At 31.3% G+C, this 14,464-nt stretch carries 12 protein-coding genes and 1 tRNA gene; 8 read left to right on the top strand and 5 right to left on the bottom strand.

Translation table 11 applies throughout. The annotated features are described in order from the left end of the window. Nucleotides 1-32 precede the first annotated feature (32 nt). Both RM697_RS07590 and RM697_RS07585 read left to right on the top strand, forming a co-directional pair. The gene (locus tag RM697_RS07590) at nt 33-950 is read left to right on the top strand and encodes a PorP/SprF family type IX secretion system membrane protein (protein WP_311427266.1); all 918 of its coding nucleotides are present in this window, start codon (nt 33-35) and stop codon (nt 948-950) included. Nucleotides 951-961: 11 nt separating this feature from the next. Beyond that, nucleotides 962-2,983 carry an OmpA family protein gene (locus RM697_RS07585; protein ID WP_311427265.1) on the top strand — a complete coding sequence of 674 codons (2,022 nt, stop codon included), beginning with the start codon at nt 962-964 and terminating at the stop codon, nt 2,981-2,983. A gap of 90 nt (nt 2,984-3,073) precedes the next feature. Here the strand turns inward: RM697_RS07585 and RM697_RS07580 are convergent, their stop codons facing one another. The 5 genes from RM697_RS07580 to RM697_RS07560 form a co-directional block, all read right to left on the bottom strand. Next, nucleotides 3,074-4,576, bottom strand: a complete 1,503-nt coding sequence (locus RM697_RS07580) for an ATP-binding response regulator (RefSeq protein WP_311427264.1) — start codon at nt 4,574-4,576, stop codon at nt 3,074-3,076. Between the two features lie 11 nt (nt 4,577-4,587). Continuing rightward, a complete protein-coding gene (locus RM697_RS07575) occupies nt 4,588-5,076 on the bottom strand; it encodes a Rab family GTPase (protein ID WP_311427263.1) in 489 nt (162 codons plus the stop codon). Then, the gene (locus RM697_RS07570) at nt 5,063-5,881 is read right to left on the bottom strand and encodes a cell envelope biogenesis protein OmpA (protein ID WP_311427262.1); all 819 of its coding nucleotides are present in this window, start codon (nt 5,879-5,881) and stop codon (nt 5,063-5,065) included. The genes RM697_RS07575 and RM697_RS07570 overlap by 14 nt, the downstream gene beginning before the upstream one ends. 13 nt (nt 5,882-5,894) lie before the next feature. Then, nucleotides 5,895-6,242, bottom strand: coding sequence for a fructose 1,6-bisphosphatase (locus tag RM697_RS07565; RefSeq protein ID WP_311427261.1), 348 nt, complete (start codon nt 6,240-6,242; stop codon nt 5,895-5,897). 216 nt (nt 6,243-6,458) lie between these two features. Further along, a tRNA-Phe gene (locus RM697_RS07560) sits at nt 6,459-6,534 on the bottom strand. Between the two features lie 103 nt (nt 6,535-6,637). Between RM697_RS07560 and RM697_RS07555 the strand changes: the two genes are divergently transcribed. From RM697_RS07555 to RM697_RS07530, 6 genes are all read left to right on the top strand, one after another. After that, on the top strand, nt 6,638-7,366 hold the full coding sequence (locus tag RM697_RS07555) for a type III pantothenate kinase (RefSeq protein WP_311427260.1): 729 nt from the start codon (nt 6,638-6,640) through the stop codon (nt 7,364-7,366). After that, nucleotides 7,366-8,673 carry a BamG family beta-barrel-assembly machinery protein gene (gene bamG / locus RM697_RS07550; RefSeq protein ID WP_311427259.1) on the top strand — a complete coding sequence of 436 codons (1,308 nt, stop codon included), beginning with the start codon at nt 7,366-7,368 and terminating at the stop codon, nt 8,671-8,673. The genes RM697_RS07555 and bamG overlap by 1 nt, the downstream gene beginning before the upstream one ends. Nucleotides 8,674-8,694: 21 nt before the next feature. Continuing rightward, entirely contained in the window at nt 8,695-10,032 is a 1,338-nt protein-coding gene (locus RM697_RS07545; protein ID WP_311427258.1) for a hypothetical protein, read from the top strand. Further along, complete coding sequence (gene lptC, locus RM697_RS07540; RefSeq protein WP_311427257.1) at nt 10,032-10,589, top strand: LPS export ABC transporter periplasmic protein LptC; 558 nt, start codon at nt 10,032-10,034, stop codon at nt 10,587-10,589. The genes RM697_RS07545 and lptC overlap by 1 nt, the downstream gene beginning before the upstream one ends. A gap of 271 nt (nt 10,590-10,860) precedes the next feature. Beyond that, the gene (locus RM697_RS07535) at nt 10,861-12,150 is read left to right on the top strand and encodes a hemolysin family protein (protein ID WP_311427256.1); all 1,290 of its coding nucleotides are present in this window, start codon (nt 10,861-10,863) and stop codon (nt 12,148-12,150) included. Between the two features lie 94 nt (nt 12,151-12,244). After that, nucleotides 12,245-14,398, top strand: coding sequence for a peptidylprolyl isomerase (locus RM697_RS07530; protein ID WP_311427255.1), 2,154 nt, complete (start codon nt 12,245-12,247; stop codon nt 14,396-14,398). Nucleotides 14,399-14,464 lie beyond the last annotated feature (66 nt).

The raw sequence follows: 14,464 nt of genomic DNA, 5'->3' as shown, positions 1-14,464 counted from the left end.
TAATGCTTTACCATAATTTAACAAATCTTAAAATGAATTTAAAAATCGAAAAATTAGTAGGATTAGTTATGCTAATGTCAGCATACATAGGTTTTGCCCAACAAGATCCTCAGTTTACTAATTATATGTATAACCCAATGAGTGTTAACTCTGCATACGCAGGTAACCGCGGACATCTCACAGTTTTTGGTCTCCACAGAACTCAATGGGTTGGTTTAGATGGTGCACCAACAACACAGTCGTTCACCATAGATACACCAGTTGGTAGAAATGTTGGTTTGGGTCTCTCAATTGTTAACGATAGACTAGGACCATCAGATGAATTTTATATCGACGGAAATTTTTCTTACACTATTAATGTATCAGATACTAAACGTTTATCATTTGGTATTAAAGCAGGTGGAAGAATGTTGAATATAGATTGGTCAAGAGGACAATTTCAAAATCCAGATGCTGTATTTCAACAAAACATAAGAAATAAGTTTTTACCTACTGTTGGAGCAGGACTCTATTTACATGGAGAACGCAGTTATTTAGGTTTGTCTGTACCAAATTTCTTTACAGATCAACACTACGATGATATTCAGCAATCTGTTGCAGCAGAACGTTTACACTTTTTCTTAATTGGAGGAACTGTGTTTGACCTAAGTGAGCGTACTAAATTTAAACCTGCTTTTCTAGTAAAGCATGTTGTAGGAGCACCTTTGATATTTGATTTATCAGCTAACTTTATGTTTAATGATAATTTTAGATTAGGTCTAGCTTACCGTTGGGATGATTCTGTAAGTGGTTTAATAGGCTTTCAGCTTACTCCACAGTTATTGTTAGGTTATTCTTACGATTACACTACTACAGAACTACAAAATTTTAATACAGGAACTCACGAAATAATGCTGCGTTTCGAATTAAAATCTAAAGAAAGACAACTTAAATCACCTCGATTCTTTTAAACTTAATCTACATGAAAAATATAATTACAATACTCCTAATTAGTGCAACATCATTGATGTTTGCTCAAAAGAGTTCAACCGAGAAAGCAGATCGCTTGTTTGATAGAATGTGGTATAAGGAAGCTTCTGTATTATACGAAGCACAAGCCCAAAAACTTGCCGATAACGATAAAAGAAATTCTAGTGAAGATCATCAAGATTACGTTAGAGTTTTAAAACGCGCAGGAGATGCTTACTTTTTTAATACAGACATGGAAAATGCTAACAGATGTTATGATGAATTACTGTCTAATCATTATTCAGATGTAGAACCTGAGTACATATTTAGATATGCACATACTTTAGAAGGTATAGGAAGGTACAGAGAGGCTAAGCGCTGGATGAAAGAATTTTCTAAACGTACAGAAAATAAAGATGATAGGTCTGATAAGTTAAACCAAGTAAACCAAACGGTTGAAGATGTTTTAGATATAGAACCTGGATTTACATTAAAAAATGTTTCTGTGAATACAAAATATTCAGATTTTGGACCAATGTATTATAAGGATAAATTAGTGTATTCTTCAGCTATAGATACCTCTAATTATCATACTAGGATTTACCATTGGAACGAACAGCCATTTCTTGATATGTATCTTGGAGAACTTAATGATATTGAATCTGATTTGGATAAGATAAATGAGTTTTCAGAAGAAATAAATACAAGATATCACGAAGCTACATTAGCTTTTTCACCAGATGAAACGAAAGTATATTTTACTCGTAACAATTATGATGGTGACCTTGGAAGAGATGGTAACGGAACAAACCATTTAAAACTTTACAGTGCTGAATTATCTAGAGATAACGACAGCATTTTATCGTGGAATAATATAAAGGAGCTACCATTTAATAGTGAAGACTATTCTGTTGGTCATCCATCTGTAAGTGAGGATGGTAAACTATTATATTTTGTATCAGACATGCCAGGATCTATTGGTGCAACAGATATTTTTGTTGTAGATATTTTAGAAGATGATGCTACAAGTGATGCAGAATATTCAGGCTATTCTAAACCAAGAAATTTAGGAGACAATGTAAATACAGCAGGAAGAGAAATGTTTCCTTACATTACAGATAGAGCACTCTACTTTGCATCAGATGGTCACCTAGGATTAGGAGCTTTGGATGTATTTGAAAGTAAGATTAAAGATCAGACTTTTGACACACCAATTAATTTAGGAGCACCTTTAAATAGTGAACTAGATGATTTTGGTTTTATCATTAGAGAAGATAAAAATACAGGTTTTGTTTGTTCTAATAGATTAACTGGTAAAGGAGATGATGATATTTATTCATTTGTTCGCTTACCAGAAGCTGCGCCAAAACCATGTGATCAAATTATACGTGGTTATGTATCTAATACTATTACAGGAGAACGCATTGCTAATGTAGCTATGACACTATATGATGAAAGTGGTAAGGAATTAGAAAAAACAACAACAGATATTAGTGGAGCTTATGCTTTTGAAAAAGTATTGGGTTGTGCTACAGAATTTAATGTTACTGCGGCCAAAACTGGTTATGGACCTAAAGAAAAGCCTGTTCTTACTTTAGACGAAACTGGAGAAACAGTTGTAGCTCTTGGTCTAGAAACAGTTAATGAACTTATCGTTGAAGAAGGAGGAATACTTAAAATTAAAATTGGTATTATCTATTTTGACTTAGATAAGTCATATATAAGAAAGAACGATGCAGCTATAGAGCTAAATAAAATTGTGTTGCTAATGCAAGAGTATCCAAATATGGTTATACAAATAGAATCGCACACAGATTCTAGAAACACAGATAGCTATAATATGGCACTATCAGACAGAAGAGCTAAATCTACTAGAGATTATATTATTTCTCAAGGTATTAGTGCCGATAGAATTGAAAGTGCTAAAGGATTTGGAGAAAGTCAACTTATTAATAAATGTAGTGATGGTGTATCTTGTACAGAAGCTGAACACCAATTTAACAGAAGATCAGAATTTATAATTGTTAAAATGTAAAATACTTTAAGTTTATAATAGTTATTATTAATCTTGGATTAAGATTGGTAGTAATAAAATAAAATAGCGAGCCAAATTTGGCTCGCTATTTTATTTTACGTGTTTGTAAATCTTATCTAAAAAGCTAACGTCATTAAATGGTTTAGAGATAACATCTTTAATTCCAAAGGACTTATAACGTTTAATATCATCTCTAAAAACTTCAGAGCTTAATGCAAGGATTGGGATTTTTCTTGTTTCTTTAGAGATAGCTCTAATAGACTTGGCTATCTCCTCTGCAGCATAGCGTTGTATAGTATTAGAAATTAATATAATATCGACCTCTTGGTTTTCAACTGAAGCAATAACATCTTCACCATTAGAAACGATATTTAAAAAGAAATTACCATCAGAGGATAATATTTTTAAAACAGAAAGTTGTATTAGCTCAGAATCTTCAATAAGTAGTAGGTTTTTCTTTGTGTCAAATTTAGGACGAAGCTCTTTAAGGCTACTCTTATATTTAATATCATCTTCATTAGCCAATTTAAAACTTAGATTACAAATAAATTTAGAACCTTTATCTAGTTGACTTTCTATAGAAATATTACCATTCATATGTTCTACTAGATGTTTAACTATAGATAAACCTAATCCAATATTTCTGTTATTTTGTTCATTAACTTTAGTGAAACGCTCAAAAATTTCTTCCTGTTGAGATTGGTCTATGCCAATACCTGTATCGCTTATTTCAAAATGTAAGTTTACTTTTTTGGCTCTTATATAGTTTAAAGAAGCACTAAAATGTACAGACCCTTTAGTTGTATATGTAAATGCATTGCTAAGAATATTACCTAATATTTGTTTTAACCTATAAGCGTCTCCTCTAATATAATCAGGTAAGTTAAAAGCTAGTTCAGTTTTGAAGTCTAACCCTTTTTTTGAGGCTATTATACTGTAACCAGTGATAAGTTCATTTAGCAAATCTTTGAAATTAAAAACGGATTCACTTAATATAAGCTTACCAGATTCAATTTTTGCTACATCTAAGATGTCATTTATTCGCTCTTTAAGATCTTTATTTGCAGACAGAATGATGTCTAAATAATTTTTCTGTTCAGAGCTTAAATTAGTATCTAGTAATAGTTTACTAAAAATAGCAGATGCAGTGATAGGATTTCTAAGCTGATGGCTAAAGTTAGCAATGAAGTTATTTTTAAATGTTTCTTTTTCTAGTAAATATTTATTTTTTAGCTCAAGAACCTCGTAGTTTATGACTGTTTCGTTTCTACGCTGAGCTGTTATTTGGTAATTGTTATAATGTTTAGTTAAGTTTTCAATAATAACAACAGTTTCGTTTTTTTTAACGGTGTGTATAATGATATCTACAATAAAGTTATCGTAATCAAAATCAAGGTTTACACAAGAAAAAGAATGCTGCTGATTTTTTATTAGGAGTAAGTCTTGTACAGATTCAAAAAAAGGATGAATATCTTGTAATTTATTACCTACCTTAATAAAAGGATTGCCTACTTCTAGTATAGAACCTTCATTATCTACTAGTAGGAGTTGAAAATTATTTTTAAGGTATTTTTTTTGGTAGTTGTCAAGCATCTCTTATAGGTTTAAATCAGCTCTTTAGCTAATTTAGAAAAAAGAGTTTCAACTTTACTACCTGTTTTTGCACTCGTGTAATAATCGACTAAGTCATCAAAAACATCGTTGTATTGCAATATATAATCCTTTGTAACTAAATCTTTTTTATTACCAACTACTTTTACAGGAACATTAGTAAAATGATCTTTTAAAAAATTAAGCTCAGTACCAAGATTATTAAATGTTGCAGGTCTTGATAAATCAAAAACATAGATAAACGCATGAGAACCTAAAAGGTAAGAAGACCTCGTTTTTTTGATATCATCTTGTCCTTCTAAATCCCAAATAATCAGAGACACATCTTCGTTTTCTGAAATTTCCACCTTTTTCTTAGAGATATGAACACCAATTGTAACCTTATAATCTTCAGAAAAGATGTTTTCTATAAAGCGTCTGATTAGAGAAGACTTACCAACGCCAAAATGACCTAATAAAACGATTTTTTTAGAAGCTGTCATTATTAAAGAAATCTTTAATTTTTTGAGTTAATTTAGTTTTGTTCTTCAAATCTTTAGAAGATACAAATGTACTCGTAAATTCTAAAAGTTTATCCTCTAATTTATCTTTAAAGATAACATTATATGCACCAGATACAATTACAGCAATATAATACGATGAGAAGTTTTGTAAATGAATATGGAAATGGTCATATTCAATGTAGTTTAAATCTTGACTTTCTTTTTTAAAAGCATCCTCTACAAAGCTTTTTATTGCTGTAAGCATTCCAGCAACCATATCCTCATCTATAGCCTTTTCCTTGGAGTACTCCGCAAGTACAATACCAGATCCTTTTTCGACAAAAATTAATTGTTCAATTTTTGGGTTAAATTGTTTTTGTAAAATACGATCCGCTTTGGTAACCCCTTTTTTATTAGACTTTGGATTGCTAAAAAAGCGTTTAAAGGAAAATGTTTTATTTAATTGATTATTTATTTTTTCAGATAAAAGTCTCATCTCATTCTGTATAAAACGTTTTACCATTTTACCTAGAATAGGGAATAAGGCTTCAACTACAGCGTCCTGTGAGTTGGTTATTTCTTCTTTTAATGCTTCAGTAATTGTAGGTCCTAATGTTTGAGGGATTTCTTTTATAAAGGCATTAAGTTTATCATCAATTATAGGGTCTACTTTATCGGCAAGATGTTCTTTTTTATTGAGAGTGGTCTGTAGTATATTTATTTTTTTTTCAATAGAAGATGCAAACTCTCGCTCATCAGTAAGGAGAATATCTTTAATGATACTTAGTTTCTCTTCTTGATTCATAAGAACAAATTTCTTATTGATCGCTTATTTTTTCACCAAGTTTAATGAAGAGGTTGCTTAGTAATTTTCTGTCTACTTTCTTACTATCTAATGTGTCTAACTTAGAGTTCATAGCATCTTCTAGATCAGTAATTCTAATATTAAGATCGGTACTTAGGTTATCTATACTAGTAAGTAGTTCCTTTCTAATATCATTAATTAGCTGTTCTAGCTCATTTTTTTTGGAAAGTATGTCGGATTTAACGGATTCAAATTCAGAATTATAAGCTTGAATGTTTTCTCCAAAAATTAATTCTTTAATAGCGTCGATTTTAGAATTTGTCTCTTTCACTTCGCCATTTACTTTTTTGTCTTTAATCATTGTCATTGTGATGGGAATTTAGCTGCTAATAGCACAAAAATACATTAAAGTTATGCTTAATGTACACATTGTTAATTAAAATTAATGATTTTATAGTTTTCTAAGTTTATTATTCTTTAAAAGTCTAAATATTTACAAACTATATAGTTATCAGCAATTAATCTGAAAAATAATCTTTAAACCAAAAAACCCAATTCATTTGAATTGGGTTTTTGATGGTGGTGCCTCCAGGAATCGAACCAGGGACACAAGGATTTTCAGTCCTTTGCTCTACCAACTGAGCTAAGGCACCAGTTGCTTAATTAAGCGGATGCAAATATATGTTCATTTTTATTATTCCCAAAAATAAAAATATAAAAAAACCCTTTTGTAAATTTGAATTCTTATAAAAGCTTATGAATCTTATTATAGATGTTGGAAATACCTATGTAAAATTTGCTGTTTTTTCTAAAGGAAAACAGATAAAACTTTATAAAACTAAAACAAAAAAAATAATATCAGGATTAAGAGAGCTATTAAAATGGAAGTATGTCTTTAATAAAGCTATAATCTCATCAGTTGGTAAACTAAACCAAACTAAAATAAATACACTTAAAAAAGAACTAGACCTCATTATCTTAGATTCTGAACTTAAATTACCATTTATAAATAAATACAAAACACCTAAAACAGTAGGAGCAGACAGATTAGCTCTTGTAAGTGCATCAGTAAAGCATTACAATAAAAGCAATGTGCTAATTATTGATGCAGGAACTTGTATTACTTACGATTTTATAACCTCTAACAATCACTATTTAGGTGGAGCAATTTCTCCAGGAATTAGACTGCGCTACAAAGCACTTAATAATTTAACTGCAAACCTGCCGTTATTAGAAACAAAACATCCAAATACCATTGTTGGTAATTCTACTGCAGAGTCTATTCATTCTGGTGTTATTAATGGTGTTGTTAAAGAAATTGATGGAGTTGTTAAAGAATACAAAACAAAATACAAGGATTTAACAGTTATTTTAACAGGTGGAGATACAGAATTCTTGTCAAAGCAATTAAAAAGTAGCATATTTGCGAACTCTAATTTTCTTTTAGAAGGTTTAAACTTTATTTTAGAATTTAACTCAGACTAATGATTAAAAAACTTATTATAGTTTTTATTGCTGTTTTTGCTATTAAAAGTTATGCGCAACAAGGAACAGCATCACCTTATTCTTTTTATGGAATAGGTACTTTAAAGTTTAAAGGAACGGTTGAGAATAGAAGTATGGGAGGACTGAGTATCTTCTCAGATAGTATTCATATTAACCTTAGAAACCCAGCATTTTACACAGGAAAAAATATTAGACGTTACAATAACGAAAGTAGACCTGTAAAATTTACAGTTGGTGGAAGTTATAATAGTTTAAACCTAATTGCAGCAAATGGAGAAGAGCAAGCTAGCTCTACTACCTTTGATTATTTGGCGCTAAATGTGCCTTTAGGAAAATTTGGTTTTGGTTTTGGCTTATTGCCATTTACCTCTGTTGGTTATAAATTAGAATCGCTAAATACAGCAGGAGATCCAGCCAATAGATACAGTGGAGAAGGAGGTCTAAATAAAGCCTTTATTGGATTTGCCTATCAATTAACAAATAATTTTAGAATAGGAATAGATGGACAGTATAATTTTGGCAATGTTCAAAATAATGCCATCGCCTTTATTTATGATAGTCAAGGAAATCCTGTACAGTTTCAAACTAGAGAAGATAACAGATCAGATTTAAGTGGTCTTAATTTTGATGTTGGTTTAGCCTACAACGCAAAGATTAATGATAAGTACGAGGTTATGGCATCAGTAGCTTACACACCAAAAAGTAATCTTACTTCTAATAATACAAGATCATTGTCTTCTGTGGTAATTAATGCTATTACTGGTAGTGAGTTTGTTGTGAGTACTATTGATCAGGATCTTTCATTAAATAATTTAGAAAAGACAGACCTCACATTACCATCGCGTTTTTCTTTTGGTGCAGGTATTGGGAAACCATTAAAGTGGTTTGTTGGAGCAGAATATACTAAAGTAAACACTAGTCAGTTTTCAAACCCTATTATCACTAATAGTAGTACAACTTTTGAAGACGCCTCATCTTTTTCATTTGGAGGATTCTTTATTCCAGATTATAATTCTTTCTCAAGTTACTTTAAACGAGTGGTTTACAGAGCTGGAGTTCGGTTTGAAGGTACAGGTTTAAACATTAATAATGAATCTATAAACGAGTTTGGCATATCTTTTGGAGCAGGATTACCAGTAGGCGGAGCTTTCTCTAATGCTAATATTGGTTTTGAGTTTGGACAGAGAGGTACAACAAACCAAAATTTAATTCAAGAAAACTTCTTTACGCTAAGTATAAGTTTATCATTAAATGATAGATGGTTTCAAAAACGAAAATTTAACTAACACTAATAAAATAGAAAGACGATGAAAACGAGAATTACTTTAATAATTGCTGCCCTGTTAATCGGTTTTAATGTGAGTTATGCTCAACAAGACGAAGAGTGTGTTGCTAATCTGCAAGTATTCTCTGATCTTGCAAAGCAAAAACGTTACGATGAGGCTTATGAGCCTTGGATGTTGGTAAGAAACAAATGCCCAAAGTTTAACAGTGCCATTTATATTTATGGAGAACGAATTCTAAAGCACAAAGAAAAAAGTGCTGAAGGACAAGATTTATTAACCTTGTTGAAAGATCATATTGCACTATTAAATAAAGGCATGGAATTTTATCCAAAAAAATATCCTGTTGGTGGTACAAAGAGTGAAATTACTCAGATAAAGTACGATAACAAAGCATTATTTAACATGGACGATAAAGCGTTGTATAATGAATTTGATGCTGCGTATAAAGAAGATTTAAAATCTTTCGTAAACCCAAAAGCACTTTATACTTATTTTTCATTAGCAGTAGATCTTTATGATGCTGGTGCTAAAACTTCAGATGATGCTCAGAAGATGTTTGATAAGTTTGATGATGTTAGTGAGAAAGTAGAAATTGAGGTTAGTGCTTACCAAGACAAATTAAATAAATTAGTAGCTAAAGAAGAGGCTGGTGAAACATTGTCTAAAAAAGATGGTCAAAGAAAAAGAAGTTACGAAAGTTATTTAAAAAATTACGATCTAATTGAGAGTGGAATGAATAAGAAAATTGGTGATAGAGCTAATTGTGAAGTATTGATACCTATTTACCAAAAAGATTTTGAAGGCAATAAAGACAATCCTGTTTGGCTACAAAGAGCTATGAATAAAATGTATGCCAAAGGTTGTAAAGATGATCCAATGTTTGTAAAAATAGTAGAGCAAAAAAATGCTATAGAGCCAAATGCTGATACAGCATTCTATCTATACTTACTTACTGGAGAGCAAAAATATTTTGATCAAACGGTACAATTAGAAACAGATCCAATAAAAAAGGCTAAGCTTTACAAGAAAATTGCAAGAGACTTTAAGGATAAAGGTAGCTACGGAAAAGCAAGACAATATTATCAAGAAGCTTTAAAACTAAATCCTTCGGATAGAAAACCTCATTTATCAATTGCAGCCATGTATGCTAAGAGTGCAAACCGTTGTGGAGATACTAACTTTAATAAAAGAGCTGTATTTTGGTTAGCTGCACAAGAAGCTAGGAAAGGCGGTGGAAGTGGCAAAAACTACGAAGCAAAAGCACCTACTAGAGCAGAAATATTTAATTCTGGTATGGCAGGAAAAACTATTAAAATTGGTTGTTGGATTGGAAGATCGGTTAAAGTACCAACTCTTTAATGAAGTTAAGCTTAAAACATATTATAACAAACATAGCCATGGTAATAACTATGGCTATGTTTTTTCAATGTAAAAATAACTTTAAAGAAGTACAGCAAATAGGAATGCTACAAAACGCTCCTATTGGTGTAGCTGAAGATATTAACCTTAAATACACAGATTCTGGAGCAATCACTGCTAACCTAATAAGTCCTAAAATGCTCGATTACTCTAATAGAGATTTTGGATATTCTGAGTTTCCAGAAGGGATTAATCTTATTTTATTTGATAAAGATGCTAGGAAAACAATCATTACATCAGATTATGCTGTTCAATTCAATGAAAGTGGTTTAATTGATCTAAGAGGAAATGTTGTCGTTGCTTCGCATACTAAAGATTCCTTGTTTACAGAGCAGCTCTATTACAATCAAGAGATAGAATGGTTATTTACCGATAAGCCGTTTGAAATTAAATCTTCAGAAATTAACACTTATGGTCTTCATTTAGATTCTGATATCGACTTTAAAGACAAGCGTGTTATAGGTATGAATGATAGCGATCTAAAGTTTGAGAATTAATACAAGCATTTAGTTTACCTAACCTATTAAAGAGTTTTAATCTTTAACTATCTTTGTACTACCAAAAGGTTTTAATATGAAGATTTTAAAGTTTTTTCAGTACGTCTATTTAGTTTTTGCAGTGCTTCTATCTTACGAAGCATTCCAAATCTGGACGATCAATAGAAACAAATCTTACCTGTACATAGGATTAGCAGTACTTGCTCTATTTATGTTCTTTTTCAGAGCAAAGTTTAGACGAAAGTTTGAACAAAATAAAAATCAATAATTCATGGACAGTAATGTCGTTATAATTATTTTTTCTTTACTGCTTTCAGCTTTTTTTTCAGGTATGGAGATTGCTTTTGTCTCGTCTAATAAAATCCATATTGAGTTAGAAAAAAAACAAGATGGATTGTTAGCTAAAATCCTTCAGAAGTTAACCAAAAAACCTTCTAAATTTATTACAACAATGCTCATAGGCAATAACATTGCCTTAGTTATTTATGGTATTGTTATGGGAGATGTTTTAATGCATTGGTTTCAATCTATATTACCATCTCAGTACAATGTTATTAATTACCTTTTAGACGATTTAAGTTTATTGTCGCAAACCGTTCTCTCTACACTAATTATATTACTTACAGCTGAGTTTTTACCCAAAGTTTTCTTTCAAATTTATTCTAATACCTTATTAAAACTATTGGCATTTCCCGCTTACGTTTTTTATATGCTTTTCTCGTTTATTTCAGATTCCGTCATTTGGATTTCTGATGCGGTTTTAAAACGTTTTTTTAAAACTGATGGAGACGTAGTTGGTTTAGCCTTAACTAAAGTAGAATTAGGTAACTACATTGCAGAACAAATGCAATCTATAGAAGAGCATGATGAGGTAGATAGTGAAATTCAAATCTTTCAGAATGCATTAGAATTTTCAGATGTTAAAGCTAGAGAAGTTATGGTGCCACGTACAGAAATTATTGCCATAGATATCTCTAATACCATAGAAAATTTAAGTAAAGAATTTATAGATACAGGTTGCTCAAAAATTCTAATCTACAAGGATACCATTGATGATATTTTAGGATACGTACATTCCTTTGATTTATTTAAAAAACCAAAAACCATCAAGTCTATTACAATGCCAGTTGAGTTTGTTCCAGAAACTATGTACGTAAAAGATATCATGAACGTCCTTACAAAAAAACGTAAAAGTATAGCAGTAGTTATTGATGAGTATGGAGGTACTGCTGGTATTATGACTGTTGAAGATATTGTAGAAGAATTATTTGGAGAAATTGAAGACGAGCACGATAGCGTGGAAATGGTTGAAGAGCATATAGAAGACCATGTATTTAAGTTTTCGGCTAGACTAGAGGTTGATTACATTAACGAGACTTACAAGCTCAATATTCCTGAAAGTGATCACTACGAAACCTTAGGTGGTTTTATTGTGAGTGTTACTGAAGGAATTCCTGAAAAAGATGAATTAGTGGAGGTTGATCATTTTCAATTTAAAATCTTGGAAGCCTCCTCATCTAAAATCGAAGTTGTAAGACTTAAATTACTTCCAGAAGAATAATACGTTATAAGGTTGCAAAAACCGTTATTCAGCTTTTATAATCGCACTAAAATCGCTATTTTCGCACACTTATTTAATGAAATAAAACTATAGAATGGCAATATTAAATAAAATTAGACAGAGAACATTAGTACTTATTGTAGTTATAGCAATGGCATTATTTGCTTTTGTATTAACAGATTTGTTTAGAAACAGCGACGCTTTATTAGGTGGCTCTGCTGACGTTGTAGGTACAATTAATGGCAAAGATATAAAGCGTAATGAGTTTGCTTTTAGAGTAGAAAATGCTCAAAGAGGATTAAGAGGCAATAGCTCCTCGTTACAAGCTGTAAATTCTGTTTGGAATCAAGAATTAGAAAAAGCAATCATGTCTACTGAGTTTGACGAATTAGGTCTAACAGTAGAAAATGCTCAGATGATGGAATTATTAAAACCAGGTTTTGGTTCTTACCCAGAATTTCAGAATGAAGCCGGAACGTTTGATGAAGGTAAACTAAAAGCTTTTGTTGCTAATTTAGAAGCGATTAGACCAGAGAGAGCGCAATTAGGTACCTTCCAAATTAATTATGATGAATGGACTAATAATGAGCAAAGTATTGCGGCAAGAGGTCTTAAAACTTCATATTACAATCTTATTAAAGCTGGAGTTGGTGCTACCTTAGGTGAAGCAGAAGCAGATTACGCACTAGAAAACCAAACCAGAGATTTAAGCTTTGTATTTGTGCCTTATACAAGTATTGCCGACAGTTTAGTTGCTGTGACAAAATCTGATATTAATGATTTTGTAAAGAAAAACCCAGAAGACTATAAAGTAGAGGCAAGTAAGGAGGTGAAGTTTGTAGAGTTTCAAGAAATTGCATCAGCACAAGATGAAGAAGATATGAAAGCTAATCTTGTAAAGAGTCTTAATACAAGAGTAGATTACAGTGAAGCTGAAGGTGTAACTATTGCAGATACCATTGTTGGGTTTTTAGACGCTAAAGATGTTTCAGAATATGTTAATCTAAATTCTGACATTAATTATAATGATACTTTCACATTTAAAGCAGATTTAGTTCCTGCTATAGCAGATAGTATTTTTAAATTAAATGTTGGTGAGTATTACGGACCATATAAAGATGGAGCTTACTATAAAGTCTCTAAAGTTGTAGTAGAAAAACAAATACCAGATTCAGTAACAGTACGTCATATTTTAATTCCTTTCGTTGGTGGACAACGTGCAGCAGCTGATGTTACTAAAACTGATGAACAAGCCAAAAAGACTGCAGATAGTATTTACAATGTTATTACATCTAGAAGCGCAAAATTCTTAGATCTTTTAGAATTGTCTTCAGATAAAGTGAGTAATGAAAAAGATGGTGAAATAGAATTTGATTACAAAGCAGCAATGGCACCAGAATTTAAAGATTTCTCTTTTGAAAATAATGTAGGTGATTTAGAAGTTGTAAAAACAAGTTTTGGTTATCACATTATTGAAATTTTAAAACAGAACGCTAAAAACAGAGCGCTTAAAATTGCCACTATAGCAAAAACAATAGAGGCTTCTCTTGAGACAGAAGATCAAATTTTCAATAACGTTCAAAAGTTTGAGATTGCCTTAAAAGATGGAGATCTAGAAACCTTAGCTAAAGAACAAGATTTAACTGTAAGACCAGTTACTTTTGGTAAAATGGACGAGAATATTCCTGGTTTAGGCTTTCAAAGACAAATTGTTAAATGGTCTTTTGAAGATGGAACTGATATTGGTGATTACAAACGATTTTCTATTCCTGGTAAAGGATTTGTAATAGTGCAATTAGTTAATGAAACAGAAGAAGGATTAATGTCTGCAGAAAATGCATCAGCTATAGCATTGAATGAAATTAGAAATGCTAAGAAAGCACAAATGATTCGTGAAAAAATCACAGGAACAACAGTAGCAGATGTAGCTAAAAACCAAAGTCAATCTAGAAGAACTGCAGCAGCAGTTAACATGAAAAACCCAACATTAGCAGGTGCAGGACCTGAGCCATTAGTGGTTGGTGCTGCTTTTGGATTAAACGAAGGCGAAACTTCTAAACTTATTGATGGAGAAAAAGGCGTATTTATGGTAGAGGTTACCAAGGTAAATGAATTTACTCCTCTAGATAACTATTCGGCAATTGCAAATCGTTTAAGTACTGCCAGAGTTAATGGAGCGCAATCTAAAGTATACAATGCACTAAAAGAAGTTGCAGATATAGATGATAATAGAGCTACATTCTATTAGTAATTAAATATACTAGAAAAAAAGCCGTACATGACGTACGGCTTTTTTTGTAAATTTCTTTATCAT

Source organism: Microcosmobacter mediterraneus (assembly GCF_031846265.1).
Lineage (GTDB): Bacteria > Bacteroidota > Bacteroidia > Flavobacteriales > Flavobacteriaceae > Microcosmobacter > Microcosmobacter mediterraneus.
Note: the sequence above shows the minus strand (reverse complement) of the source record. Positions and strands in the feature narration are given on the sequence as shown.